Source organism: Rhodobacteraceae bacterium M385 (assembly GCA_025141835.1).
In the GTDB taxonomy this organism is placed as follows: Bacteria; Pseudomonadota; Alphaproteobacteria; order Rhodobacterales; family Rhodobacteraceae; genus Gymnodinialimonas.
In genome coordinates this window covers 3,472,544-3,498,297 of sequence record CP081102.1, presented here as the reverse complement: position 1 = coordinate 3,498,297, position 25,754 = coordinate 3,472,544, and the positions used below count along the sequence as shown (strand labels likewise).

Sequence of the window (25,754 nt, the reverse complement as noted above, 5' to 3'; positions counted from 1 at the left end):
GTATATGCGGAACGAATTAGCCCAAAGGGACGCGTCGGCCGTGGCCGATAGATATCTCGGGGGGGCGTTTGTGGACGGGGGAGGGGGCGAGAGTTGGTTGACCTTCCCCCTTGATGCCATTCTGGAACCCGGTGCCCGCGCGACGGTCATTCCCGGCGTGCAATTTGGGGCCAAAAGCGCTCGGCTCGGTCAGTTTTGGTTGCTTGGAGGAGGTCTGCACCATTCTCGACCTGACCCGAAATCAACTGAAGCGTACCCTTGCCGTTATGGCCCCTATGCGGCCCTTGGTGAACGACAAACGCGCTACCAAAATGGTAAGCCGCCATGCCAAAAACGACCGGGCGCTTGCCGATAGCGGTGCCGCGATCGGGTAATTTGCAGCGCTGCCCTTGCGGAAGGGGCGACGACAGGCGTACCCAAGGCCCATGCCAGAAACTCAAACTACGCCGCAACGCCCGCTTCGCGGAATTGCCCTGAAAATCGCCTCGGTCTGCGTGTTCGTCGCCATGGCGTCGTTAATCAAATCGTCCTCCGGGAGTGTGCCGCCGGGCCAAGCGGTGTTCTTCCGTTCGCTCTTTGCGATTCCGGTGATTTTGGCATGGCTGATGATGAAGCATGACCTTGCTCATGGCCTAGAGACGAAGAACCCCATGGGCCATGTTTGGCGCGGTCTGGTGGGGACATCGGCCATGGGCCTTGGCTTTGCGGGCCTTGGCCTTTTGCCGCTGCCTGAAGTGACGGCCATCGGCTACGCGGCCCCGATCCTTGTGGTGATCTTCGCGGCGATGTTTCTGGGCGAAGAAGTGCGCCTGTTCCGGCTGTCGATGGTGGCCGTGGGCCTTGGCGGTGTCTTGATCGTTCTGTCGCCGCGCTTGGCCGTGGACCCGGAGAACGTCGATACCGGCCAAGCCCTTGGGGCGGTTCTTGTCCTGATGGGGGCCGTTTGTGCGGCACTGGCGCAGGTCTTTGTGCGCAAACTTGTGCAGACGGAACGCACGGCGGCGATCGTGTTTTGGTTCTCGATCACGGCGACGGTCTTGTCGCTGCTGACCTTACCGTGGGGGTGGGTGTGGCCGACGCCGGGCCAATACGTCACGCTGATCCTTGCGGGGCTTGCGGGCGGGGTTGGGCAGATCTTGCTGACGTCGTCTTACCGCAACGCCGATGCCTCCTTGATTGCGCCGTTTGAATACACGTCCATGCTTCTGGCGATCATCGTCGGCTACTCGGTATTCGGAGAGGTGCCATCTCTTACCATGATCTGCGGCGCTGCCCTGATTGTGTTTGCAGGCATCGCGATCATTCTGCGCGAACGCTCGCTTGGCATTCAACGGGGCGCACGCCGTGCAGGCACCCCCCAGCCCTAAGCGCGGGCGCGGCGGTAGTCGTCTTCGGCCAAGTTACCTTGACGCGCCAGCAACCCTTGCAGTCGCTGCATCACCCGCCCCCGAGCTAACTTGAGCGTTTGCAGCGCCAGGCGAGCCGACAGCGTGTTGGCCGACAGGTCCAGCGTGACCTGCACGCGGGTCATGTCATCGCGCAGTTCTAGGAAGGTCATTTCATAGACCGCTTCCATGCCGCCGACTGTGGTGGTGATCTCGCACCGAAGCGGTCCGTCAAGGGCGCTGATTTCGGACGTGACAGGGCGCACACGCCCCCGGATTTTCGCCGATCCACGCCAGCCTTTGCCTTGGCTGGCCGTCGTCCAATTGCCCACCCGCGACAGGTCCGCGCCACGCCCGGTTGCCTCGGCCTCGATCCCCGAAAAATCGGTGAACCGTGACCATGTGATATCCGCTGGCGCGTCTACGTCTTCAGAAACCTTGAATTTCATGCCCGTTCCATTTTTCTTGCTTGCCTCTGATCTGCCCGTCCTTGACCCATTGCGTCAAGTCCGACTACCCGCAAACCCTTCCCATGGGGTTAATCGAGCGTATCTGCCAGCCAATGATGCAACAGAAAGTGCGCAATTGCGCCTTTGCGGGCGGGCAACATGGTGGGGTCATTCCCGGCAAAGACCTCGAGCATCTGGGACCGGCTGACCCATTTGGCATCCTCGATTTCGTCCGGGTCAATCTCAATCTCGGTGCTGAGCGCGTCGCCTTTGCATCCGAACATCAGCGATGCGGGGAAGGGCCATGGCTGGCTGGCAAGGTAGTCTACGCGGCCCACGTAGACGCCGGATTCCTCAAAAACCTCTCGGCGCACGGCGGCCTCGATGGTTTCGCCCGGCTCCACGAAGCCGGCCAAAAGGGAATACATCCCCTCGGGCCACCCCGGAGAGCGTCCAACAAGAACCTTGTCCCCGTGGGTGATCAACATGATCACCACCGGATCGGTGCGCGGAAAATGTTTGGCGTCGCAGCTTGCGCAGTCGCGTTGCCAACCGGCTTGCGTCATCGCGCTTTTCGCGCCGCATTTGGCACAAAACTGATGGGTCGAATGCCACATCATGACTGCGCGTGCGGTGGCTGCTACCTCGGCCTCGCGACGGGTGAGGTGGGTCATCAAAGCCCGCAACTCTCGGAACCCTGCGCCGGAAAGGCGCTCAGCCGGGTGAATTTGCACGGTGGGATCAAGGAACGTGTTAACGGCTGCCTCATCCACTGTTTTCGGCTCCCAAACCGATATGTCGAGCGCGAAGACAGGCGTTTCGCCATCTTCGTGCAGGCCGATCAGGATCGGCTCTTCGCGGGCTTTCGATAAGACCGGGTCCGCCATTGTGCGATAGGCCAGCTTGACGTCGCCATCTTCGGGCTTGCCCTCCACCAGTACCTTGCCCCGCCAAACCGGCAAAACCGGTGACCCGGCCTTCAACGCGGCCTGCAATCGGCCAAGGTCCAACCGCAGCGCCGCCGCGCGGTCCATGCCGGAAGTCCCAAAAGTGACGTCTTCGCTCAGGCGCATTGTTAACCCTTTCGTAACCATTGCCCAAAGGTGTGACGCCGTGGCAACATAATGCATAATCGCCCCGACATTCAGGGCATGCGCGTTGTGTAGTCCTTCGAAAACCGCGGTCAACAGGCCAAGTTCTAGCCAAACACGAGGTAAGGGCGAAAATGACCTTCCCAGAACAAATTGCAACCGCGCAGGGGACAGCGGCGGGAATGACGGTGCACCTTCGGGTGCTCGCTACGACTGATTTACATGCACATCTGCTTCCGTTCGATTACTTCACAGACCGCCGTGATAATTCGGTCGGTTTGGCCCAGTTGGAAGAGTTGATTAACGCGGCGCGAGCGGCTGCGAAAAACGTGCTGCTCCTCGACAATGGCGATACCTTGCAAGGCGCACCTCTGGCCGATGCTGCCGTGGCCGAGATCGTACCCGCCGGGCGCTTACACCCCATGATCGTGGCCATGAACGCCCTTGGCTATGATGCGGCGACCCTTGGAAACCACGACTTCGACTTTGGCTTGCCGCATCTTTCTGCGTCGATTGAAGGGGCATCGTTCCCGATCGTTTCTGCCAACGTCCATTGCACCGCAGGTTACGGCTTTGTGCCCCCGCGGTGCGTTTTGACCCGCGAGGTCATCGATAGCGTGGGCGAGGTTCACACGCTGCGGATCGGCATCACTGGCGGTGTGCCGCCTCAGGTGGCGCAATGGAACAAGCCGCATTTGCAGAACTGCATGGCGGTGGATGATATGCTTGGCGCGCTGCGCGGCGAAGTGGCTGCGCTGCGGGAGGAGGGCGTTGATATCGTGTTGGCGCTGGCCCATTCCGGCTATGGCCAACCAGACGCCAAGGCGGGCGCGGAAAATGTGGCGCTGCAAGTGGCGAAGATTGCCGGGGTAGATGGGGTGGTGGCGGGCCACACCCATAAGGTGCGAGCCGACGCGACTGACCTTGCGCCAATGGGCACCTACGCCCCTATCGTTCAACCGGGGGCCTACGGCTCTCATCTCGGGTGCATTGATCTGGTTCTGGACCGGGCTGATGGCAAGGGCCCGTGGCGTGTGCGTCAGTCGAGGGCGGCAAACCTGGCGTCCAAGCAAAAGCGGGCTTTGGGAGTGGAGACTCGCGCCCGGATTTTCGCGGACAATCCAGAGCTGCGCCAGCAGATCGCGGTAGAGCATCGGGCAACCCGCGCCTATGTGGCGCGGTTTCTGGGGGCCAGCGATGTGCCGCTTGAAACCTACTTTTCGGTCATCGCACCCTGTGCCGCGACGCAAGTTATCGCGGATGCGCAATGGGATATGGCAAAACCCCTGATCGCCGCAGAGCCGAGTTTGGCGCAGCTGCCGGTGGTATCAGCAGTCGCGCCGTTCAAGGCAGGCGGGCGCTCAGGCCCGCGTAGCTACACGGATGTGCCTGTGGGCCCCTTGCGGTTGCGCCATGCAGCAGATCTCTATGCCTATCCCAATATGCTGAGCGTATTACGCCTGACAGGGCAGGAGGTGGCGGAATGGTTGGAACGCTCGGCCTCGCTATTTCGGCAGATATTGCCCGGCAAACCCAGTCTCCAGCCACTGATCGACCACGACTTTGCCCCCTATAATTTCGATCGGCTTGCCGGGTTACGGTATCAGATCGACGTGTCTCGTCCGGCGCGGACCAATGCCGATGGGGATGAAGTCTTCGACACCGCCGGCCGCATTCGCAACCTCTGCTTGGCTGACGGTACGCCCTTGGGTCCACGCGATGAGGTACTGGTTATCACAAATTCCTACCGCGCGGCAGGGGGCGGACATATGCATGCCGCAGAAAAGGCGGAGGAGGTGATCTCGGCACGGCTGTCGATCCGAGAAGCCGTGGCCAGTTACATCAGCAATAGCGCCGGGCCGCTAAATCCAGTGGTAGAGCAGACGTTCAGCTTCGCCCCCGTCGCAGGCGCTCAGGTGGTGTTTGAAACCGGACCGGGCGCCTTGGCCCATGCCGCGCGCTGTGCCGAATTGGGCCTGACCCCCTTGGAGCTGGCTGAAAACGGGTTCCAACAGTTTTCCATGACATTGCCCTAAGCGGGGGCGATCCCAAGGTCGCGGCGCAAAGTTGCGTCAGTCGCGAGAGGTATCGGCCGGATAGGTGCCAAGGATTTTCAGCTTGTCGGTGAAGTACCCCAACTCCTCCATCGCCAGTTGCACATTGGCGTCGTCGGGGTGGCCTTCGATATCCGAATAGAACTGAGTCGCGGTGAAAGACCCGTCAACCATGTACGATTCGAGCTTGGTCATGTTGACGCCATTGGTCGCAAACCCGCCCATCGCTTTGTAAAGCGCGGCGGGAATGTTGCGGACGCGGAAAACGAAAGTGGTCATCATCCGCTCTGCCCGCCGGGTCATGTCGGCCTCGGGGGCCATGACCAAGAAACGTGTGGTGTTGCGGTCGTGATCCTCAATATGGCGAGCCAGAACATCGAGCCCATAGATGTCGCCAGCCAACTCGGATGCCAGCGCCGCTTTGGATTTGTCCTCCCACGCGGCCACGTCCCGTGCGGCACGGGCGTTGTCGCTGCTGACCCGCCCCTTGATGTTGTGCTCGTTCAGAAATTTTCCGCATTGAGGCAACAAAACAAGGTGGCTGTGGGCCTCTGTCACGTCTTCCAGCTTCGCGCCGGGCACCCCCAAGACGTTGATATGCACCCGCACGAATGCCTCATCCACGATATGCAGACCTGATTCTGGCAGCAGGCGGTGGATGTCTGCCACCCGCCCGTAGGTCGAATTTTCCACCGGCACCATGGCCTGCTGTGCGGCACCTGATCGGACTGCCTCGATCACGTCCTCGAAGCTGCCGCAAGGCAATGCTTCAAGGTCTGGGCGGGCATCAAAGCATGCTTGATGCGAGTAGGCTCCGGGTTCCCCCTGGAAGGCGATGCGGTCCGTCATTGTCAAATCCAAAGCAAAAAGGTCGTTTGGTCGCGCTCCCTACACCTTGCCATAGGCAGACGGAACACAATAGATACGCCCAACTAGCGACATTCCCGTGGAGCCGACATGTTCGACACGATGACGATCACAAAAGCCGGCGGCGCACTCTGCGCTGCTCTTCTGGTACTTCTTCTGGGCGGTTGGGCCGCTGAGGAGCTTTATAACGTAGACCACCATAGCGAAGACCACGTCAGCGGGTATCGCGTGGAAGTGCCTGAAGATGGCGCGGCTGCGGTTGTTGAAGAAGTGGCTGTCCCGTTCGAAGAAGTTTACGCCGCTGCCGATGCAGGCGCGGGTGAGCGTTTGTGGCGCCAGTGTTCGGCCTGCCACGCGCTGGACGCGGGGCGTAACGGTGTTGGTCCCTACCTTGCTGGTATCGTGGGTCGCCCCGTCGCAACGGCCGATGGCTTCAGCTACTCCGATGCATTGGCCACCTTGGGCGGCGAATGGACCCCTGAGAACCTGTCGGAATTCATTGCCAACCCCCGTGGTTACGCCACCGGCACAGCGATGAGCTATGGCGGTATGGGCGACATCGAAGACCGCGCCAACCTGATTGCCTACCTCGCAACGCAATAAGAATTCGGTCAGTCTGATCCGCAGCGCCGCCCGTTTGGGCGGCGTTTTGCGTTTGGCCAAGGGAATCGGCAAAAATGCAGGCGTTCACCGCCCGATCACGAAATCTCAACTTGAACCTTGGGGGGGCTGGTCACTAACGTCACATGACCCATAATAATGGGGGTGCCGGGAAGAATACTGCCGGCCAATGAACAAGACGCCCAAAGGGAGGTGCAGATGCAGAACCATGACGCCCCGAAAGTCGCCGCCAAAGCGCGTGAGGATGCGCGCACCCCTTGGCAGGCATTGGCCTTGCCTCTTGCTGGCGCGACGTTGATCCTTGGCCTCTTTGCGATCAGTGCGAAGGCGCAGGAGGTCGGCGAAGATGGGCTGATCCATGCTTCTGGAATCTCGACCTTTGGGGAACCCGGCTATGGTCCTGATGCGCCGCATCTGAACTACGTGAACCCTGACGCGCCCCGTGGCGGTGAAATTTCTTTCGCTTGGTCGTCGGGCTCTTTCGACTCGATGCACCCCTACAGTCGGATCGGGCGGCCAGCGGTTCTGTCGTCGATCTTTTTTGAGCCCATGCTTGAGGGCACCGCTGATGAAATCGGCTCGGCCTATTGCCTGCTCTGCTCGGAATTCGCCTATCCCGAAGACCGGTCCTATGTGATCTTCACCCTGCGTGATGAGGTGGCGTTCTCGGACGGCACCCCCATGACAGCCCATGATGTCTTGTTCTCTTACGAGATCCTGCGTGACGAAGGCTTGCCTTCTTTCCAAGCCAACATCCCCAACACGATCGAGAGCGCCGAAGTTATCGACGATCGCTCCATCCGCTACACCTTCAACCCCGATGCGCCTCTGCGTGACCGTATTCAGACAGCGGGCGGCTTGCCGGTGTTCAGCCAAGCCAGCCACGAGGCCAGCGGCCGCGATTTTGAGGAAAGCCGCCTAGAGCCGCTGATTGGTTCTGCCGCCTACGTCTTGGGCGAAGTGGACCCGGGCCGCCGCACGGTCTTTGTACGCAACGACGATTACTGGGGCGACGACCTGTGGCTCAATCAAGGGCGCAACAATTTCGATTCGATCCGTATTGAATACTACGGTGACAGCCTTGCCGCCTTCGAAGGTTTTACTGCGGGCAATTACACGTTCCGCCAGGAAAGCAGCAGCCAAGCCTGGGCCAACAACTACGACTTCCCGGCGTTGGAAAACGGCACTGTCGTGCAGGCGGAATTGCCCGATGGCACCATTGCTACGGGGCAGTCGTTCATGATCAACCTGCGCCGCCCGCAGTTCCAAGATGTGCGCGTGCGCAGCGCTATCGCCCATATGTTCAACTTCGAATGGTCGAACGAAACACTGTTCTACGGCCTGTATTCCCCGGTCGTCAGCTTCTGGGAAAACACTTGGATGGAAGCCGAAGGCCTGCCGTCCGCGGCTGAATTGGAACTTCTGGAACCGCTACGCGATCAACTGCCGGAAACTGTCTTCACTCAAGAAGCCTATTCCGTTCCCCTCTCTAACCCAGATCGGGCCTTGGACCGACGCCAATCGCGCCGCGCCACGGCATTGCTGGAAGAAGCGGGCTGGACCCCCGGCGATGACGGGATGCTGCGCAACGCGGACGGCGACACGCTGGATGTGGAGTTCCTGAACTCCTCTCCTCTGTTTGACCGGATCATCAACCCCTACGTGGAAAACCTGCGGGCGATCGGCGTGAATGCCTCGCTCAATCGGGTGGACAACGCCCAGTTGCAGCAACGCCAGCGCGATGGTGATTTCGACATGATTACCGACCATTTCGCCATGGGCTACGAGCCCGGCGCTGGTCTGCGGCAATACTTCGGCTCCCTCGGGGCGGATGAGAGCCTGTTCAACGTGCCGGGTCTGGCCGATGAAGGTATCGACGCACTGATCGAGGTTGTGGTGAACGCCGAGACCCGTGAAGAGCTGGACGTGGCCGTCACAGCATTGGACCGGGTCCTGCGTGACCGTGTGATCCGCGTGGGCCAATGGTACAACGCAAGCCATTGGGTCGCCTATTACGATATGTATCGTTACCCAGAAGAGCTTCCGCCCTACTCGCTTGGCTTCCTCGATTTCTGGTGGATTGACGCCGAAGCCGAACAGGCCCTGCGCGACCAAGGGGCGTTCTAAGCCACTATGGGATCCTACATCCTCAGACGTTTGTTGCTGGTCATCCCGACCCTTCTTGGGGTGATGCTGGTCAACTTCATTCTCATCCAATTCGTCCCCGGCGGCCCGATTGACCAAGTGCTCGCGCAGCTGGAGGGCGAGGGGGACGTCTTCGCCGGTATTTCGGGCGGGGGCTCGGAAGCGATTGGCGACAATGAATTTGAAAGCCAAGGCGCACGCGGGCTGCCGCCGCAATACCTCGATAGCCTGCGGGTGGAATTCCGCTTCGCGCGCATCGTCTGCGAAGACGGCTTCACCGGAGAGCCGGACCTTGATGAAGATGCCTGCGTCGTCGAAGACATCCCGGTGGCAGAGCAATTCGTGATAATGATGTGGGATTATCTTCGCTTCGATTTCGGCGAAAGCTACTTCCGGTCCATCGGCGTGTTGGAGCTTGTGCAGGAAAAACTGCCTGTGTCGATCTCTCTGGGCCTGTGGTCCACGCTGATCGCCTATGCTGTGTCGATCCCCTTGGGCATCCGCAAGGCAGTGCGCGATGGCACGACCTTCGACAGCGTCACATCTGGCATCATCATTGTGGCCTACGCGATCCCCGGCTTTCTTTTTGCGATCATGCTGCTGATCGTCTTTGCCGGAGGGCGCTACCTGCAATGGTTCCCCCTGCGGGGGCTTACCTCGGACGGGTTTGAGGATATGAATTTCATCCAGCAAATCGGCGACTACTTCTGGCACATTGCCCTGCCGGTTCTGGCCTCCACCATTTCCGCGTTTGCGACCCTGACGTTGCTGACGAAGAACTCGTTCCTGGATGAGATCAAGAAGCAATATGTGATGACGGCGAAGGCCAAGGGTCTGCCCGAACGGCGCGTGCTTTATGGTCACGTTTTCCGCAACGCCATGCTGATCGTGATCGCTGGTTTCCCGGCTGTGTTTGTCGGCGTGTTCTTCGGCGGGTCGATCATTATCGAGACGATCTTCTCGCTCGATGGTTTGGGCCGTTTGGGGTTCGAGGCCGCCGTAAGCCGCGACTATTCGGTGATGTTCGGGACGCTCTATGTCTTTGGCCTGATCGGGTTGGGTGTCGGGATTATTTCGGACCTGATGTACGTCTGGATCGACCCCCGTATCGACTTTGAAAAGCGGGAGGGGTAGCGCGATGGCACGCCAATCCAACACCTCCGCCCCCGAGCTGCGTCAAGGCGGCTGGATTTCGCCACTGACCCGGCGCCGCTGGCGTAACTTCAAGGCGAACCGCCGCGCCTTCTGGTCCCTTTGGATATTCGCGGTTCTCTACGGGCTTAGCCTGTTTGCCCCGTTTCTGGCCAACGACCGCCCCTTGATGGTGAGCTATCAGGGGCAATCCTACTATCCGATCTTCAACTTCTACCCCGAAACCGCGTTTGGCGGCGATTTCAGGACCGAGGCCGTCTATCGCGATATCGAAGTGCAATGCCTGATAATTTCCGGCGGCTTGCAAGACTGTTGGGACGATCCCGAAGGGGTCATCGACACGGTGGAGGCCACAGGTGAGTATGAAGGTGCCACGATCCAACGCGGCTCGATCACATGGCCTTTGGTGCCCCATAACTTCGACTCCATTGTGGATCGTCCAGGCGTGGCCCCGGCGCCGCCCAATGTCATCAATGGCTACTATACCTCGCTTGTTGATCCCGATGCCGACCCGGTGTTCCAACTGCCCGCCGGGGCCGAGCGTGAAGATTGGTCCTACAGCTTTGGCTTCCTGCCCGAACCTTTGGCGGGCACCAACGTTTTGGGCACCGATGATACCTCTCGGGATTTGGCGGCTAGGGCGATCTATGGATTTCGCCTTTCGGTTAGCTTTGCGCTGATCGTGACGTTTCTTGCCTCGGTCATCGGGATATTTGCCGGTGCTGTGCAGGGCTTCTTTGGTGGCTGGCTGGACCTGTCCGTACAGCGCCTGATCGAGATTTGGGGCGCGACGCCAAGCCTTTATGTCATCATCATCATGGCCACGATCTTGCCGATGAGTTTCTGGCTATTGGTGGGGCTTATGGTGGCGTTTGGCTGGACAGGCCTTGTGGGCGTGGTCCGGGCCGAGTTCCTGCGGGCGCGAAACTTCGAATATGTCCGCGCCGCCCGAGCCCTTGGGGTGGGCAGTGGCAAGATCATGTATCGGCATGTTCTGCCCAATGCGATGGTCGCGACGTTGACCTTCATGCCCTTCATCGTGACGGGCACCATCGGTAGCCTTGCCTCCCTTGATTTTCTGGGCTTCGGCCTGCCGTCGTCCGAGCCGTCCTTGGGCGAGATGACCCTGCAAGCGAAGAACAACCTGCAAGCCCCGTGGCTTGGCTTCACGGCGTTCTTCACCTTCGCCATCATGCTGTCGCTCTTGGTGTTCGTTTTTGAGGGCGTGCGCGACGGGTTCGATCCTAGAAAGACGTTCCAATGACCTCTCTTTTCGCAGGCATATCCCGATGAAGCGTGTGTTGGACGTGAAAGACCTGACGGTGGATTTCGCCCAGGATGGGCGCACGGTCCATGCTGTGCGCGGCGTGTCGTTCCATGTGGACAAGGGTGAAACCGTGGCCTTGGTCGGCGAAAGCGGCTCGGGCAAATCGGTGACGGCACTGTCGTCGGTGGACCTTCTGCCCTCCTCGGCCAGCCTTGGAGGCTCGATAACCTACAACGGCGAGCAAATGGTCGGCGCATCGGAAGCCAAGCTGCGCCAAGTGCGCGGCAACGACATCAGCTTCATTTTCCAAGAGCCGATGACATCGCTGAACCCGCTTCACACGATTGAACGGCAAATGGCAGAAAGCCTGGTGCTACACGGGGGCTACACCTATCCAAACGGGTTGCGCCGGATGGCCCGCAACTTGGCCAACGCCAGCCTGTGGCGGGGCCTGATGGTGCTGTGGGGACTGCTGACGCTGGCGGCGTTCTACTACTTCGCCGTTGTCCGTTTTGGGGAACCGATTTCATTCGCGCCGGAGGCCCTGAATTCTGTCACTAACGCCGTGGTGGTTCTGCTTGCCGCAGCCGTGGGGGCAGTGGCGCAGGGCTTCATTTGGGCGGCAATCATCGGAGTACCTCTGTTGTTGCTTCAGGCGCTTTGCCGCGGCTTGGGGATGCGCAACGCGCTGCCGTCGGGATTGCATCAGCGCATTGTGGAACTGCTGACCAAGGTCGGTATTCGCGACCCGGAGTCTCGGCTGGGGGCCTATCCACACCAACTATCGGGCGGACAACGGCAGCGCGTGATGATCGCCATGGCATTGGCCAACGGGCCAGATCTGTTGATCGCCGATGAACCGACAACGGCGCTGGACGTGACCATTCAGGCGCAAATTCTTGAACTGCTGGCCGATTTGAAGCGACGCGAAGGCATGAGCCTTCTGTTCATCACCCACGACCTTGCCATCGTGCGCCGTATCGCCGATCGCGTCTGTGTTATGCAGGGCGGCGAGATCGTGGAGCAAGGCCGCACCGTCGATATCTTCGAGAACCCGCAACACCCCTACACCCGCAAGCTGTTGGGGGCAGAGCCGACCGGCGCGCCAGACCCGGTGCCCGAGGGCGCGAAAGAACTGTTGACCACCGACAAGCTGCGCATCTGGTTCCCGATCCAGCGCGGCCTTCTGCGGCGCACTGTGGGCCATGTGAAAGCGGTGAACGAGGCGACAATCTCCATCCGTGAAGGGGAGACCCTTGGCGTCGTGGGGGAAAGCGGGTCGGGCAAGACAACGCTGGCGCTGGCGATCATGCGCCTGATCGGGTCCGAGGGCTCGATCAAGTTTGAAGGGCAGGAACTGCAAGGCCTTGAGAAGTCCGAGTTGCGGGCGATCCGCAAAGACATCCAGATCGTGTTCCAAGATCCGTTCGGGTCACTTAGTCCTCGGATGACCGTTGGGCAGATCGTGGCCGAAGGGCTAACGGTACAGGGCAAAAGCCGGGGCCACACGCGGCGCGTCGGTGAGGTTCTGGAAGAAGTCGGCCTGGACGCCGCCATGATGCACCGCTACCCGCACGAATTTTCTGGCGGACAGCGGCAGCGCATTGCCATCGCCCGCGCCATGATCCTGCGCCCTAAACTGGTGGTTCTGGACGAGCCGACAAGCGCGCTCGACATGACAGTGCAGGTGCAGATCGTGGACCTGCTGCGCCGCCTTCAGCGCGAACACAAGCTGGCCTATCTGTTCATCTCGCACGACCTGAAAGTTGTGCGGGCGCTGTCCCATAAGGTGATGGTGATGAAGCAAGGCGATGTAGTGGAAGCAGGCGACGCCGAACAGCTGTTTGCTGAGCCGCGCACCGCCTATACGCGCCAGCTGATGAAGGCCGCTTTCGGGGATGAAAACCCGCTTTGATCCCACCGTCGCGCGGTCTGTGGCAGACCCCAAGCTGATACGCCGCAGTTGAGCGTACCGTGCCTTCTTGGTAAGCGTTAATGAGATGGAAACAGGCGCGTTGATTGCAATCAACAGCGGCCGACTTCGGTTCTCGCGAACAAGGACCACAACATGAACGAACAACTGCCCGCCCTTGGTGTCCCGAGCGATTGCTCCGGATGCCCGATCCGGCATCGCGCCGTCTGCGCGCGTTGTGACGCCGATGAGCTTGAGCAATTGGACGCGGTGAAGTTCTACCGCACTTACGCAGCGGGCGATGTTATCGCGTGGTCGGGCGATGAGATGACCTTCGTCGCCTCGGTCGTCTCTGGGGTCGCGACATTGACCCAAACCATGGAGGATGGCCGCCGCCAAGTGGTGGGCCTGCTTCTGGCATCGGACTTCATTGGCCGCCCGAACCGTGACCGGATCACCTATGACGTCACGGCCACCACGGACGTGACCCTGTGCTGTTTCCGTCGCAAGCCGTTCCAGGATATTATGGTGAATACTCCCCACGTCAGCGAGCGCTTGCTGGAGATGACGCTGGATGAGTTGGACGCCGCGCGGGAGTGGATGTTGATCCTTGGCCGCAAGACCGCCCGGGAGAAAATCGCCAGCTTCCTTGCCATTCTCGCCCGTCGTGATGCCAGCGTTTCGGGAACCCGGGCGCAGGCGAACATGCGGTTTGAATTGCCTCTGACCCGCGAAGCGATGTCCGAATATCTGGGCCTGACGCTGGAAACTGTGAGCCGCCAAATCTCGGGTTTGAAACGGGACGGGGTGATTCTGCTGGAAGGCAAACGCCAAGTCATCGTGCCCAACTTTGATGCGCTGCTGGTTGAAACCGGCGACGATGCCGAGGGCGGAATTATCGCCTAATTGGTTCCAGTCGCCAGTCCGTGGCGGCCTCTAACCCCTGAAATCATAGGTGCTTGCCCGCAACGCGGTTGTTTTCCCATGTCTTTCGACAGGGACAAGCGATCCTAGGGCAATCTCTGCATTCCTTGACACAGATCAAGGTACGACCCCGCACAATCCGCGATCAAGCCTTCGATGGAACAGCTTTGGCGACAGGTTTGGGCGTGCCCCCCTTTCGTGTGAAGCACAACGAAGGGGACGATCCATGCTTGATTATGTGAAGCTTGCGATCCTAGGGCTGATAACGGTCCTTGCGGCGATTGCCGCGAACTACGGGTTGGATTTTGCCTACAAGGTCCATGCAATCCTGATCATGCTGGTGTCTGGCGGGCTATTCCTATGGCAATTGCGCCTCATCGATGAAGAGAAGGTGCCAGCGCCGCAGGATGAATACATGGACGGCCCGGTGAAAGCGGCGGCGATTGCCACCGTTTTCTGGGGCTGCACAGGCTTTTTGGTGGGCGTGTTCATCGCCTTCCAACTGGCGTTCCCGGTGCTCAATTTCGAATGGGCTCAACCCTATCTGAACTTCGGCAGACTTCGGCCCCTTCACACCTCTGCGGTGATTTTCGCGTTCGGCGGCAATGCCTTGATCGCGGCGACGTTCTACATCGGCCAGCGCACCTGCGCGGTCCGCATGTGGGGCGGCAACCTGAGCTGGTTCGTGTTTTGGGGCTATCAGTTGTTCATCGTTCTGGCGGCGACAGGCTACCTGATGGGCGCGACCCAAAGCTTGGAATACGCAGAGCCTGAATGGTACGTGGACCTTTGGCTGACCATTGTGTGGGTCGCCTTCCTTCTGGTCTACATGGGTACGATCCTGACAAGGAAAGAGCCGCACATCTACGTAGCCAACTGGTTCTTGCTGGCGTTCATCGTCACCGTCGCCATGCTGCACCTTGTGAACAACATGGCGGTGCCGGTGTCGATCTTCGGATCACGCTCTGTGCAAGTCATGTCGGGCGTACAAAGCGCGATGACCCAATGGTGGTACGGTCACAACGCCGTGGGCTTTTTCCTGACCGCCGGTTTCCTGGGGATGATGTATTACTTCGTGCCGAAACAGGCCGAACGTCCCGTCTATTCTTATAAGCTGTCGATCATCCACTTCTGGGCGCTGATCTTCCTGTATATATGGGCCGGCCCCCACCACCTTCATTACACCGCCTTGCCTGATTGGGCGGCGACCCTTGGTATGGTCTTCTCGATCGTGCTGTGGATGCCAAGCTGGGGTGGCATGATTAACGGCCTGATGACCTTGCAAGGGGCATGGGACAAGCTGCGCACCGATCCGATCCTGCGGATGATGGTCACGAGCCTCGCGTTCTACGGCATGTCCACCTTTGAAGGTCCGATGATGTCGATCCGCGCCGTGAACTCACTGTCGCATTACACCGATTGGACCATTGGCCACGTGCATTCCGGCGCGCTTGGTTGGAACGGGATGATTACCTTCGGGATGCTCTACTACCTGTTCCCCAAGCTCTGGAACAAAGCGTCGCTTTACAGCGTGCGGGCCGTGTCCTGGCACTTCTGGCTCGCGACGGTGGGGATCGTTCTCTACGCCTCGTCGATGTGGGTGACCGGTATCATGGAGGGCCTGATGTGGCGCGAAGTGGATGCGCAGGGCTTCCTCGTGAACTCTTTCGCGGACACCGTCGAAGCGAAACTGCCGATGTATGTGGTCCGGGGTTTGGGCGGGATCATGTATCTGTCCGGCGCTCTGATCATGGCGTGGAACCTGTGGATGACAGTGCGAAGTGGTGAGGCTGTGGCCGACACCAACTCCGCTGTCCCAGCAGAATAAGGAGAGGGATCATGGGTTTCCTTGACCAACACAAGAAGATCGAGACCAACGCGACGCTGCTTCTGGCGCTGAGCTTCGTGGTCGTGACCATCGGCGGCGTGGTAGAGATTGCGCCGTTGTTCTACCTGGAAAACACCATCGAGGATGTGGAGGGCGTGCGCCCCTACTCGCCACTAGAGCTGGCGGGCCGAGAGATCTACATTCGCGAAGGCTGCACCGTCTGCCACAGTCAGATGATCCGCCCCATGCGTGATGAGGTAGAGCGCTACGGCCATTACTCACTGGCCGCAGAAAGCCAGTATGACCATCCGTTCGTTTGGGGGTCAAAACGCACCGGGCCGGATTTGGCACGGGTCGGCGGGCGCTATTCCGATGAATGGCATTACGATCACTTGGTGCTGCCACAATCCGTTGTGCCCGAAAGCATCATGCCGTCCTACGCCTTCCTTGCGGATACGCGGCTGGACGGCGAGTCCGTGGGCGACCTGATGGCCACCCACCGGATCGTGGGCGTGCCGTATACCGACGAAATGCTGGAAAACGCGCGCCTCGATTTCATCGAACAGGCCACCGACTTTGGCGATGCCGGGGTGCTGGATCGCTACCCCGGCGCGCAACAACGTGACTTTGATGGCAACCCTAACGTGACCGAAATGGATGCGTTGATTGCCTACCTGCAAGTGCTCGGCACGATGGTCGATTTCTCGACCTTCACGCCGGAAGAAAGCCGATAGGAGAGGGCGGATGATGCAAGATTATACGTTTCTAAGGGAGCTCTCTGGCAGCATCGGCACCGTGTTTTTGGTGCTCAGCTTTCTAGGGTTCATTCTTTACGCCTTCCGGCCCGGCTCTCGGGGTGTGCACAGCGAGACCGCTGAAATCCCCTTCCGGCACGATGATAAACCCGCCTCGGACCACGATATCTCTGCGGCCCACGCAAGGGAGCCCCGCCAATGACCGATCAAGAACATTCCAACCTGCATCCCGATGATCCCGAAACCACGGGTCACAGCTGGGACGGCATTCAAGAGTTCAACAACCCGCTACCGCGCTGGTGGTTATGGTGCCTGTACGCGACCATCGTTTGGGCGCTGCTTTACACGGTGGCCTATCCCGCTTGGCCGATGATTTCGGGCGCGACACCGGGGCTTCTGGGCTACTCCACCCGTGCCGAGGTCGCCGAAGAGATTGACCGTTATGACGCGCTTAACGCCGATTTGCGCACACAATTGACGGAAGTTGATCTGGCAGGGGTCACCCAAGAGGACATGCCTGACCTCTATAACTTCTCCATCCAGTCGGGCGGGGCAACCTTTGCGACCTGGTGTTCCCAGTGCCACGGACGCGGCGCGAACGGGGTGCAGGCCTCGGGCTACCCCAGCTTGCTCGACGATGATTGGCTATGGGGCGGCACGGTCGATGACATCCATCAAACCATCGCCCACGGCATCCGAAACGAGGAAGACCCAGACGCCCGCTGGTCCGAGATGACTGCGTTCGAGGGCATCTTGTCCGACGAGGAGATCAGCCAAGTGGTCAACTACGTGCTAACGGTATCGGATCAAGAGGCTGACACCACGCTGGCCGCCGCCGGGGAAACGGTGTTCCTCGACAATTGCGCAGCCTGCCACGGTGATAATGCTATGGGCGACCGCTATCTGGGCGCACCCAACCTGACGGACCGCATCTGGCTTTACGGCGGCACGCCAGAGGCGATTGAGGAAACCGTGCGTCATTCGCGCTTTGGCGTCATGCCCCCTTGGTCGGGCCGGTTGAGCGAGGCCGAAGTGCGCGCCACCGCGATCTACATCCACAGCCGGGGCGGCGGCGAGTAGCCTCTGCCCTGACAACCCGGTAACTCGCGGCCTCCATCGTCGCGGGTTCGGCACAGCCCCGCGTCCTGTTCGCACCATCGCGCGGGGCTGTCGCCACAACCTTCCGCGTCCACAGCGCCCCCTCGGTTTTCCCGCCGAAGGGGCGTTCTGCCATTCTTACGGCGACTTGATCCACGTCAAAGCGGTCCGCCCACTCCCCTCCTATTGCTGAAGAGCGAACAGAAACCGATTCTCAGGAAACCCCATGTCTTCCAGTGATGCCCCGCCAAAGCTCTATGCTGCGCAGGAGCCTATCTTTCCTAAAAAGGTGAAAGGTACGTTCCGAAACCTGAAATGGGTCATCATGTTTGTGACCCTTGGGATTTACTACATCACCCCTTGGATCAGGTGGGACCGTGGCCCCAGCCTGCCGGATCAAGCTGTTCTGGTAGACATGGCCGGGCGCCGGTTCTTCTTCTTCTGGATCGAGATTTGGCCCCACGAATTCTATTTCGTCGCGGGCCTGTTGATTATGGCGGGCCTAGGCCTGTTTCTGTTTACCTCGGCTCTGGGCCGCGTGTGGTGCGGCTATACCTGTCCGCAAACGGTCTGGACCGACCTGTTCTACACGGTCGAGCGCTGGATTGAGGGCGACCGCAACGCTCGCCTGCGCCTGTGGAAAGGCAAGTGGGACCTGCGCAAATGGCGGCTACGGATCACCAAGTGGATCGTCTGGCTGCTGATCGCCGTGGCCACAGGCGGCGCTTGGGTTTTCTACTTCGCTGACGCCCCCACGCTGCTGCGGGATTTGTTGACCGGGCAAGCGGCTTTTGTGGCCTATGCAACAGTCGGCGTTCTGACCGCCACCACCTTCCTGTTTGGCGGTTTCGCGCGGGAACAGATTTGCATCTACGCCTGCCCGTGGCCCCGCATCCAAGCGGCGATGATGGACGAGCATTCGATCACCGTGGCCTACCGCGACTGGCGCGGCGAAGATCGCGGCAAAGGCAAGGACCGCGAAGGATTGGGCGACTGCATTGACTGTAACGCCTGCGTCAACGTCTGCCCCATGGGCATCGACATCCGCGACGGCCAGCAGATGGAGTGTATCACCTGCGCCCTCTGTATCGACGCCTGCGACGAGATCATGGAAAAAACCGGCCGCGAGCGCGGGCTGATTGATTACCTCGCCCTGACCGATGAAGCGAATGAGCGTGAGGGCAACCCAAAGGTGCCCGTAATGCGCCACATCTTGCGGCCTCGAACGTTGATCTACACGGCTCTGTGGTCGCTGATCGGGGTTGGCCTTGTGGTGGCGTTGTTTATCCGGTCCGAGATTGGCCTGACCGTCGCGCCCGTGCGCAATCCGCAATTCGTGACCCTGTCCGATGGCTCGATCCGTAACACCTATGATATCCGCATCCGCAACATGACCCAAGGCGACGCCGTGTTCCGTATTGGCCTGACCTCGGACGAGATCCTTCGGGTGGACCTCGAAGGCGGCCAGGATTTGATGGTCGATGTGCCCGCCGACGAAACCCTGTTGCAACGGGTCTATGTCATCGCGCGGCCCGACGATCCGGCGGCCACGGCGGACCGGACAGAACTGCGCTTCTGGGTCGAGGAATTCGGCACCAACGAACGCGCCTATCAATCGCAATCTTTCATCGGGCAGGGCACGCAATGACCACGCAATCCGACACCCAACGCAAACTCACCGGATGGCATGTTCTGGGCATCTTTGGCGGCTGCTTCGGGATCATCATCGGGGTGAACCTGTTTATGGCGTTTCAAGCGGTTTCAACCTTTCCGGGGGTAGAGGTCTCGTCCAGCTACGCCGATAGCCAAACCTTCGACGCCCGCCGCCATGCGCAAGAGGCGTTGGGTTGGCAGGCCTCGGTCGAAACCGGGCCGGGGCAGGTGATCCTGACCCTTGTGGATGACGCGGGCCGTCCGGTTTACCCGGCAGAGCTAGAGGCGCTTTTGACCCGCCCCACGACGCAAGCTGACGATCAGTTGCTTACCCTGACGCGTGGGCCGAACGGCACCTTGATCGCGCCTGCTGATCTGGATGTCGGGCGCTGGCGTTTGCGGATGACGGGCCTGTCGCGCAGTGGCACGGAATATCGCCACAACATCACCTTCTCGGTTGCGCGACCATGACAGCCCTCGCCGATCCTGCGCGGCCCTCGGCCTGTCCGGCGTGCGATGTGGCCCCCTTGGCCGAGCAGGTTGCCGGAGCCGCGCCCGTGCAAGCGCGGCTGATGATCGCCGTGCCGGGCATCCACTGTGCCGGGTGTATTTCGGGGGTGGAGCGGGTATTGCACGCGCTGCCCGGCGTGCGTGACGCGCGGGTCAACCTGACCCTGCGCCGTGTCGCGGTCGAGGCCGATCTGGACGTTGACGCGGACACCCTTTGCCACGCCCTGACGGACGCAGGGTTTGAGGCGCACGCGTTGGACCCCGGCGTTCTGGCGGCGACCGAGATTGACGCCAAAGGCCGCGCCCTTCTGATGCGCCTTGCGGTGGCTGTTTTCGCGATGATGAACGTGATGCTCTTGTCGGTCGCCGTGTGGTCCGGGGCCGAAGGCGTGACCCGCGACATGATGCATTGGATCAGTGCCGCGATTGCTATTCCCGCCGTTATTTTTACGGGCCAGCCATTCTATGCCTCGGCCTTCGCGGCGCTGAAGGCGGGGCGCTTGAACATGGATGTGCCGATCACGCTGGCGATCGTGCTTGCTGTCGGCACCTCCCTTTACGAGACGATGCTGTCAGGCGAGCACGCCTATTTCGACGCCGCAATCGCGCTGTGTACCTTCCTTTTGGCGGGCCGTTATCTGGATCACAGGACCCGTGCCAATGCCCGCTCTGCGGCACAGGAATTGGCCGCGCTGGAAGTGCCGCGTGCTTTGCGGATCACGGGGGAGGGGACGCAAACAGTCAGTGTCGCCGACGTGCGCCCCGGCGATCTGGTGCGTGTGCTTCCGGGCGGGCGTATCCCGGTGGACGGCGTGTTGCGTGACGGGGCGACCGAGTTGGACCGTTCGATCATGACAGGCGAAACGCTGCCCGCGGTGGCCGGGCCGGGCGACGTCGTTCATGCGGGTGAGGCGAATTTGACAGGGGCCATCACGGTCGAGGTTCAGGCAGCAGGGCGCGACACAGAGCTGTCGCGGATCGCCGATTTGGTCGCCGTGGCCGAGGCGGGTCGCAACAACTATACCTCTCTCGCGGATGCGGCGGCCAAGCTCTATGCGCCGGGGGTTCACATCATCTCGGCCCTTGCGGCAGTGGGGTGGTTTCTGGCGACGATGGACCTGCGCGTGGCCCTGAACATCGCGGCGGCGGTTTTGATTATCACCTGCCCCTGCGCCCTTGGGTTGGCGGTGCCTGCGGTGACCACGGCGGCCTCGGCCCGATTGTTCCGCAAGGGCTTGCTGATCAAAAGCGGCACGGCGCTGGAGCGTTTGGCGCAGGTCGATACGGTGGTTTTTGACAAGACCGGAACGCTGACCGATGGCGCGCCCGTGGCCTTGGGGTTGGAGCGGCTTTCAGATGCCGACCAAGGCGTGGCGCTGGCTTTGGCGCAAGGATCAGCGCATCCGCTGGCGCAATCCATGGCCCGGGGCCTTGCTGATCTGGGCGTGAGCCCGGTGGCCTTGGATGCCGTGCAAGAACACCCCGGTTTCGGCCTGGAGGGGCAATGGCGCGGGCAAACGGTAAGACTGGGCCGCGCGGGATGGGTCAGGGCAGAGGCATTGGCCACCACGGCGACCTATCTGAAAATCGGGGAAGGGGCGGCGCAGGCGATCGCCTTTGACGATACAATCCGTACCGGAGCGGAAGCGCTGGTGGCGGGGCTGAAAGCGCAAGGCAAACGTGTGATTCTGCTGTCGGGCGATGTGGAGGCGGCGGTAAGCGCCTTTGCGGCCCGTATAGGGATCACGGAAGTGATGGCCGAGGCGCGGCCCGAAGCGAAGGCCAAGGTAATTGGGGCGCTTCGCGATAGCGGCGCAAAGGTGTTGATGGTGGGCGATGGGATGAACGACACAGCGGCGCTCACGGCGGCGGACGTCTCGATCTCTCCGGCCACGGCGCTGGAGGCGGCACGGGCCGCGTCGGACATGGTGTTGACGGGGGGCAGCTTGGCCCCGATCCTTGACGCAATGGCCACGTCAGTTGCCGCGAGAAAACGGATCAAGGAGAACTTTACCATCGCCTCTGTCTACAACCTATTAGCCGTGCCTCTGGCGGTTGCGGGCCTGTGTTCGCCCCTGATCGCGGCGCTGGCGATGTCCAGCTCGTCCTTGACCGTATCGCTCAACGCATTGCGGCTGCGCTGATGGAAGTGCTTGGCTTGTTGATCCCGGTGAGCCTTGCCCTTGGGGCTTTGGGACTTGTCGCGTTTTGGTGGCTTCTGAAGAAGGGCCAGTTTGACGACCCCGAAGGCGACGCGCATCGGATTTTGCGCGATGACTATGATGACAAGCCGAAATAGGGACGGGAAGACGCGGGTCCACTGTTTTGCGGGGCAAAACCGCGAGACCACGCCCCTCCCCCCGTCCCGTAGGGCGGCGGATACAAAAAATGTCCAGTAGCGCGGTGGATACAAAAACGGCGGCTCCGATCGGGCCGCCGTTTTGGTAGGTGATTTGTCGCTAGGTGTCAGGGACCAAAGGTCTCGCAGCTAATGTTCTGGGCCGATAGTCGGGCGCAGGCTTGAGAGGCCTGATCCTCGGTCATACCCGCAAACCGTGCGTCGTAGCCTCGGCTCACGTTGACGACGCGGCGCAGGGCTGTGTCGAAGGTGCCAAGCTCGGCCAGCGCGGTGCGCAGCAATAATCGCTCGGCCGCGTGATGGGAGTTCTGCGGCCCCAATGACACGCCATATAGCCGTGACCCCGTGGACGACGCCCGTGTCACCAATTCCGGTTCAGGCGGGGGGATCGGCGTGGGTTCAGGCTCTACCGCCGCTTGCGGCTCAGGCCGGGGGGCGGGCCTGTCTGAGGGGATCTCGGCGGCGCTGAGTGCGGCTTCAACGGCGGCGGCAACTTCGGCGCTAGGTTCCAGCGCCTCGCCCACAGCGCTGTTGATTGCGGCCAGCATATCGGCGTTCACCCCGTTGGCCGGACGCGTCATGGGCCGCATAGAGCGTTCCGGTGCCCGTTGCCCGCGCGGAGTGCTGCTTTGCCCGGACGGGCCGCCATCATCTGCGTAGGTGGGTAGGGGCGGGGTGCGCAGCGCGACAGAGCTCGGCGCCCTCTCAAATCCCATATCAAGCAGTTCCATCACCCGTTCGTTGCGCCAAGCAGAGCTTCGCCCGCCAAAAACCGTTGCGATAATGCGCTCTTCCCCGCGTTGGGCCGAGGCCACAAGGTTGAAGCCCGCTGCCCGCGTGTAGCCGGTCTTGATGCCGTCCGCGCCGCGATAGGTGGTCAGCACGACCCGGTTGGTGTTGCGTACCGTGGCGATGCCCGCATCAGCGGTCACTCGGGAGAACAAGTTGTAATACTGGGGATAATCATAGATCAGCCGCCGCCCCAACATGGTCATGTCACGGGCCGTGGACAGGTGGCCCTCTTCGGTCAGGCCATGGGCGTTGCGGAAGGTGGTGCGGGTCATGCCCAAGGCGCGGGCGGTGCGTGTCATTCGGCGGGCAAAGGCAGCCTCGGAGCCGGAGATCGCCTCCCCGATCGCGGTGGCGGCATCGTTGCCCGAACGGATCGCAGCGGCCCTGATCAGGTAGCGCAGGCGAATCGTGGACCCCGCCCGAAGACCAAGCCGCGATGGAGGCTCATTCGCGGCATTGGCAGAGATCGTCACCTCGGTATCGAGCGTGATCTCGCCAAGGCGAAGGGCTTCGAACGCAATGTAGAGGGTCATCATTTTGGTGAGGGAGGCCGGATGCAATCGGGTATCGGCGTTGCGCGAATGCAAAACCTCGCCGTTGCGTGCGTCCATCACCATTGCGGCGTAGGGAGCGGCCTGAACCGGACCGGGGAGCACGGCGAAAAACACCATGAGAGCCCCCATAAGGGCTGCATAAAAATTCCGTACGAACATGAGTTGCTCTATCTGCCTCTGGTGCCGTCTATTGCGGCGATTACGTTCAGCGTACGACAAAGTTTCTATAAAATCCATGCCATCGAGCCGAAAATTCTAGCCTCTGCAATGAATTGGCAAATGTGGGCAGTGGAACGGGCAGAGGCTCCATATGTGGGCCATCGAAGCGGCCACACTGTGTGGCGAAGGGGTTTTCGCTCTGCTACAAGGCGGCGAAGTGTTGCAAAAAGGAAGCCCCCAAGATGCTCGACCTGACCCTCGATCACAAAACGCGGGCGGCCAATTGGTTCCGCAGTTTGCGCGATGACATCGTTGCCGCGTTCGAGAAAGTAGAGCAGACCCAAGGCGGCGATGCCCCGGTGGGCACGTTCGAGGTCAGCGAAACCAAGCGCACGTCCGAGGACGGATCAGACGCAGGTGGCGGTTTGATGAGCGTCATGCGGGGCGGGCGCGTATTCGAGAAGGTCGGCGTGAATGTATCCGAGGTCTACGGCGTTCTGGGAGAGCGGGCGCAAAAGGCCATGGCCGCGCGCGGTGTGCCGGGGATGGATACGGACCCAAGGTTCTGGGCGTCCGGCATCAGCCTTGTGGCGCATATGCAGAACCCCCGCGTGCCAGCGGTTCACATGAACACCCGTATGTTCTGGACGCCCGGCGCATGGTGGTTTGGCGGCGGGTCCGACCTAAACCCGGCGATTGAATATGATGAAGACACAGCCTTCTTCCACAAGACCCTGAAGGATCATTGCGACCCCCATGGCGAAGACCTCTATGGCCGCTACAAGAAATGGGCCGATGAGTATTTCTATGTCCCCCACCGCAAACGCGCCCGTGGCGTTGGCGGCATCTTCTATGACGACCATAACACCGGCGATTGGGAGGCGGATTTCGCCTTCACCCAAGACGTGGGTCGCGCCTTCCTGCCCGCCTTTTTGGGCTGCGTGGAGAAGCGCCGTCACGAGTCGTTCACCGAAGCCGACCGAGAGGCGCAACTGGTGCATCGGGGGCTCTATGCGGAATATAACCTTGTCTACGACCGGGGTACCAAGTTTGGGCTGGAAACAGGCCATGACGCCAATGCGGTCCTGATGTCTTTGCCCCCGATCGCTAAATGGACCTGAGGCCTGATCCCCAAACGCTCGACGTGTTGGTGCCGAACTTCAAGAAGCGGCTTTCCGGCGTGACGGCAACCATCGTACGGCTGGTGCCATTGCAGGCCCGCGCCATGGCATTGGCCGCCGTGTCGCCTGATCTGCCCGCCCATGTGCCGCAAATCCGGTTAAGCCAGTTGCTGACCATGTCGCGCAAAGGGCCCCATGGCGCTCGTGTCTGGCACGCGCGGCGCAATACCGAGATGTTGGCGGGCCTCGCCCTGAAACACCTGCTGCGCAAACGGTTGAAACTGGTGTTCACCTCGGCCTCTCAGCGTAAGCATACGGGCTATACGAAATGGCTGATTGGGCAGATGGACCACATCATTGCCACGTCCCAAAAGACGGCTAGCTATCTGGAACGGCCTGCCGACGTGATCCTGCACGGAATCGATGTGGCGGCCTTCACCCCTCCCGCGGATAGGTCCGCATTGCGCGCCCGTCTTGGGTTGCCTGACGCCACGCTGATCGGTTGCTATGGGCGCATTCGGGCGCAGAAAGGCACCGGGGATTTCGTTGATGCAATGATCCCGGTGCTACAGGCCAATCCTGATGCGTATGGTCTTATCATGGGGCGGGCGACCTCGGACCATGCCGCCTATGAGGCCGGACTTCGCACGCAAGTTGCCCAAGCGGGGCTGAGCGACCGATTGCTGTTCAAGCCCGAAGTGCCGGTGCACGAAATGGCCGATTGGTACCGCGTTCTTGACCTATTCGTAGCCCCGCAACGGTGGGAAGGCTTCGGCTTGACCCCTTTGGAAGCCATGGCCTGCGGGGTTCCTTGTGTTGCTACGACCGTCGGGGCGTTCCCGGAGCTTTTGACGCCGCAAACAGGCACGTTGATCGCGCCACAAGACACGCCAGCCATGACAGAGGCCGTCACCCGTTACACAAACGTGCCCGCCCTTTGCGCCACCCAAGGCCAAGCCGCCCGCACCCACGTAGAGCAGCACTTCCGCATCGAGGGTGAAGCCGAAGCGATCATGGCGATTTATCGTGGTCTTCTTGTGGCGGGCTAAGCCCTTCCC

Annotated in this window: 23 protein-coding genes; 19 read left to right on the top strand and 4 right to left on the bottom strand. The window is 60.8% G+C overall.

Going from position 1 to position 25,754, the window contains the following annotated elements; all coding sequences use genetic code 11:
• The first annotated feature begins 113 nt into the window (after positions 1-113).
• Positions 114-374: a hypothetical protein gene (locus K3728_17110; protein ID UWQ95375.1), complete on the top strand. Its 261-nt coding sequence runs from the start codon at positions 114-116 to the stop codon at positions 372-374.
• Between the two features lie 51 nt (positions 375-425).
• On the top strand, positions 426-1,367 hold the full coding sequence (locus K3728_17105) for a DMT family transporter (GenBank protein ID UWQ95374.1): 942 nt from the start codon (positions 426-428) through the stop codon (positions 1,365-1,367).
• Here the strand turns inward: K3728_17105 and K3728_17100 are convergent.
• Both K3728_17100 and nudC read right to left on the bottom strand, forming a co-directional pair.
• Complete coding sequence (locus K3728_17100) at positions 1,364-1,834, bottom strand: hypothetical protein (protein UWQ95373.1); 471 nt, start codon at positions 1,832-1,834, stop codon at positions 1,364-1,366. The genes K3728_17105 and K3728_17100 overlap by 4 nt on opposite strands.
• An 89-nt stretch (positions 1,835-1,923) precedes the next feature.
• Complete coding sequence (nudC, locus tag K3728_17095; GenBank protein ID UWQ95372.1) at positions 1,924-2,907, bottom strand: NAD(+) diphosphatase; 984 nt, start codon at positions 2,905-2,907, stop codon at positions 1,924-1,926.
• 200 nt (positions 2,908-3,107) lie between these two features.
• Between nudC and K3728_17090 the strand changes: the two genes are divergently transcribed.
• On the top strand, positions 3,108-4,961 hold the full coding sequence (locus tag K3728_17090) for a bifunctional 2',3'-cyclic-nucleotide 2'-phosphodiesterase/3'-nucleotidase (protein ID UWQ95371.1): 1,854 nt from the start codon (positions 3,108-3,110) through the stop codon (positions 4,959-4,961).
• 36 nt (positions 4,962-4,997) lie between these two features.
• Here K3728_17090 and K3728_17085 read toward each other — a convergent pair whose 3' ends face one another.
• The gene (locus K3728_17085) at positions 4,998-5,828 is read right to left on the bottom strand and encodes a prephenate dehydratase (protein UWQ95370.1); all 831 of its coding nucleotides are present in this window, start codon (positions 5,826-5,828) and stop codon (positions 4,998-5,000) included.
• Between the two features lie 108 nt (positions 5,829-5,936).
• Here K3728_17085 and K3728_17080 point away from each other — a divergent pair, with 108 nt between their 5' ends.
• The 14 genes from K3728_17080 (at position 5,937) to ccoS (ending at position 22,010) form a co-directional block, all read left to right on the top strand.
• Positions 5,937-6,449: a cytochrome c family protein gene (locus K3728_17080; GenBank protein ID UWQ95369.1), complete on the top strand. Its 513-nt coding sequence runs from the start codon at positions 5,937-5,939 to the stop codon at positions 6,447-6,449.
• A gap of 216 nt (positions 6,450-6,665) precedes the next feature.
• The gene (locus K3728_17075; protein UWQ95368.1) at positions 6,666-8,594 is read left to right on the top strand and encodes an extracellular solute-binding protein; all 1,929 of its coding nucleotides are present in this window, start codon (positions 6,666-6,668) and stop codon (positions 8,592-8,594) included.
• Positions 8,595-8,600: 6 nt separating this feature from the next.
• The gene (locus K3728_17070; protein ID UWQ95367.1) at positions 8,601-9,746 is read left to right on the top strand and encodes an ABC transporter permease subunit; all 1,146 of its coding nucleotides are present in this window, start codon (positions 8,601-8,603) and stop codon (positions 9,744-9,746) included.
• 4 nt (positions 9,747-9,750) lie between these two features.
• Complete coding sequence (locus K3728_17065; GenBank protein UWQ95366.1) at positions 9,751-11,028, top strand: ABC transporter permease; 1,278 nt, start codon at positions 9,751-9,753, stop codon at positions 11,026-11,028.
• A 25-nt stretch (positions 11,029-11,053) separates the two neighbouring features.
• Complete coding sequence (locus tag K3728_17060; GenBank protein ID UWQ95365.1) at positions 11,054-12,946, top strand: ABC transporter ATP-binding protein; 1,893 nt, start codon at positions 11,054-11,056, stop codon at positions 12,944-12,946.
• Positions 12,947-13,099: 153 nt separating this feature from the next.
• Positions 13,100-13,849 (top strand): Crp/Fnr family transcriptional regulator, encoded by a 750-nt coding sequence (locus K3728_17055; protein UWQ95364.1) that lies wholly within the window; start codon positions 13,100-13,102, stop codon positions 13,847-13,849.
• Positions 13,850-14,093: 244 nt separating this feature from the next.
• Complete coding sequence (ccoN, locus tag K3728_17050; protein ID UWQ95363.1) at positions 14,094-15,695, top strand: cytochrome-c oxidase, cbb3-type subunit I; 1,602 nt, start codon at positions 14,094-14,096, stop codon at positions 15,693-15,695.
• Between the two features lie 11 nt (positions 15,696-15,706).
• Complete coding sequence (gene ccoO, locus K3728_17045) at positions 15,707-16,429, top strand: cytochrome-c oxidase, cbb3-type subunit II (protein UWQ95362.1); 723 nt, start codon at positions 15,707-15,709, stop codon at positions 16,427-16,429.
• A 13-nt stretch (positions 16,430-16,442) separates the two neighbouring features.
• A complete protein-coding gene (locus K3728_17040) occupies positions 16,443-16,652 on the top strand; it encodes a cbb3-type cytochrome c oxidase subunit 3 (protein ID UWQ97604.1) in 210 nt (69 codons plus the stop codon).
• The gene (ccoP, locus tag K3728_17035) at positions 16,649-17,530 is read left to right on the top strand and encodes a cytochrome-c oxidase, cbb3-type subunit III (GenBank protein UWQ95361.1); all 882 of its coding nucleotides are present in this window, start codon (positions 16,649-16,651) and stop codon (positions 17,528-17,530) included. Before K3728_17040 ends, ccoP begins: the two co-directional genes overlap by 4 nt.
• Positions 17,531-17,774: 244 nt before the next feature.
• A complete protein-coding gene (gene ccoG / locus K3728_17030) occupies positions 17,775-19,196 on the top strand; it encodes a cytochrome c oxidase accessory protein CcoG (protein ID UWQ95360.1) in 1,422 nt (473 codons plus the stop codon).
• Complete coding sequence (locus K3728_17025; GenBank protein UWQ95359.1) at positions 19,193-19,672, top strand: FixH family protein; 480 nt, start codon at positions 19,193-19,195, stop codon at positions 19,670-19,672. Before ccoG ends, K3728_17025 begins: the two co-directional genes overlap by 4 nt.
• On the top strand, positions 19,669-21,855 hold the full coding sequence (locus tag K3728_17020; protein UWQ95358.1) for a heavy metal translocating P-type ATPase: 2,187 nt from the start codon (positions 19,669-19,671) through the stop codon (positions 21,853-21,855). Before K3728_17025 ends, K3728_17020 begins: the two co-directional genes overlap by 4 nt.
• On the top strand, positions 21,855-22,010 hold the full coding sequence (ccoS, locus tag K3728_17015) for a cbb3-type cytochrome oxidase assembly protein CcoS (protein UWQ95357.1): 156 nt from the start codon (positions 21,855-21,857) through the stop codon (positions 22,008-22,010). The genes K3728_17020 and ccoS overlap by 1 nt, the downstream gene beginning before the upstream one ends.
• Positions 22,011-22,177: 167 nt before the next feature.
• Here ccoS and K3728_17010 read toward each other — a convergent pair whose 3' ends face one another.
• A complete protein-coding gene (locus K3728_17010; protein UWQ95356.1) occupies positions 22,178-23,575 on the bottom strand; it encodes a D-alanyl-D-alanine carboxypeptidase in 1,398 nt (465 codons plus the stop codon).
• A gap of 242 nt (positions 23,576-23,817) precedes the next feature.
• On the opposite strand from K3728_17010, the gene hemF reads away from it, so the two are divergent.
• Both hemF and K3728_17000 read left to right on the top strand, forming a co-directional pair.
• The gene (gene hemF / locus K3728_17005; protein ID UWQ95355.1) at positions 23,818-24,696 is read left to right on the top strand and encodes an oxygen-dependent coproporphyrinogen oxidase; all 879 of its coding nucleotides are present in this window, start codon (positions 23,818-23,820) and stop codon (positions 24,694-24,696) included.
• A complete protein-coding gene (locus K3728_17000) occupies positions 24,687-25,745 on the top strand; it encodes a glycosyltransferase family 4 protein (GenBank protein ID UWQ95354.1) in 1,059 nt (352 codons plus the stop codon). Before hemF ends, K3728_17000 begins: the two co-directional genes overlap by 10 nt.
• Positions 25,746-25,754 lie beyond the last annotated feature (9 nt).

Coding starts and splice junctions, on each gene's coding strand:
- K3728_17020 (UWQ95358.1), top strand. CDS start 19,669: ATGACAGCCCTCGCCGATCCTGCGCGGCCCTCGGCCTGTCCGGCGTGC.
- K3728_17060 (UWQ95365.1), top strand. CDS start 11,054: ATGAAGCGTGTGTTGGACGTGAAAGACCTGACGGTGGATTTCGCCCAG.
- K3728_17105 (UWQ95374.1), top strand. CDS start 426: ATGCCAGAAACTCAAACTACGCCGCAACGCCCGCTTCGCGGAATTGCC.
- K3728_17055 (UWQ95364.1), top strand. CDS start 13,100: ATGAACGAACAACTGCCCGCCCTTGGTGTCCCGAGCGATTGCTCCGGA.
- K3728_17010 (UWQ95356.1), bottom strand. CDS start 23,575: ATGTTCGTACGGAATTTTTATGCAGCCCTTATGGGGGCTCTCATGGTG.
- ccoS (UWQ95357.1), top strand. CDS start 21,855: ATGGAAGTGCTTGGCTTGTTGATCCCGGTGAGCCTTGCCCTTGGGGCT.
- K3728_17100 (UWQ95373.1), bottom strand. CDS start 1,834: ATGAAATTCAAGGTTTCTGAAGACGTAGACGCGCCAGCGGATATCACA.
- ccoG (UWQ95360.1), top strand. CDS start 17,775: ATGTCTTCCAGTGATGCCCCGCCAAAGCTCTATGCTGCGCAGGAGCCT.
- nudC (UWQ95372.1), bottom strand. CDS start 2,907: ATGCGCCTGAGCGAAGACGTCACTTTTGGGACTTCCGGCATGGACCGC.
- K3728_17090 (UWQ95371.1), top strand. CDS start 3,108: ATGACGGTGCACCTTCGGGTGCTCGCTACGACTGATTTACATGCACAT.
- K3728_17065 (UWQ95366.1), top strand. CDS start 9,751: ATGGCACGCCAATCCAACACCTCCGCCCCCGAGCTGCGTCAAGGCGGC.
- hemF (UWQ95355.1), top strand. CDS start 23,818: ATGCTCGACCTGACCCTCGATCACAAAACGCGGGCGGCCAATTGGTTC.
- ccoP (UWQ95361.1), top strand. CDS start 16,649: ATGACCGATCAAGAACATTCCAACCTGCATCCCGATGATCCCGAAACC.
- K3728_17025 (UWQ95359.1), top strand. CDS start 19,193: ATGACCACGCAATCCGACACCCAACGCAAACTCACCGGATGGCATGTT.
- ccoN (UWQ95363.1), top strand. CDS start 14,094: ATGCTTGATTATGTGAAGCTTGCGATCCTAGGGCTGATAACGGTCCTT.
- K3728_17000 (UWQ95354.1), top strand. CDS start 24,687: ATGGACCTGAGGCCTGATCCCCAAACGCTCGACGTGTTGGTGCCGAAC.
- K3728_17070 (UWQ95367.1), top strand. CDS start 8,601: ATGGGATCCTACATCCTCAGACGTTTGTTGCTGGTCATCCCGACCCTT.
- K3728_17085 (UWQ95370.1), bottom strand. CDS start 5,828: ATGACGGACCGCATCGCCTTCCAGGGGGAACCCGGAGCCTACTCGCAT.
- K3728_17110 (UWQ95375.1), top strand. CDS start 114: ATGCCATTCTGGAACCCGGTGCCCGCGCGACGGTCATTCCCGGCGTGC.
- ccoO (UWQ95362.1), top strand. CDS start 15,707: ATGGGTTTCCTTGACCAACACAAGAAGATCGAGACCAACGCGACGCTG.
- K3728_17080 (UWQ95369.1), top strand. CDS start 5,937: ATGTTCGACACGATGACGATCACAAAAGCCGGCGGCGCACTCTGCGCT.
- K3728_17040 (UWQ97604.1), top strand. CDS start 16,443: ATGCAAGATTATACGTTTCTAAGGGAGCTCTCTGGCAGCATCGGCACC.
- K3728_17075 (UWQ95368.1), top strand. CDS start 6,666: ATGCAGAACCATGACGCCCCGAAAGTCGCCGCCAAAGCGCGTGAGGAT.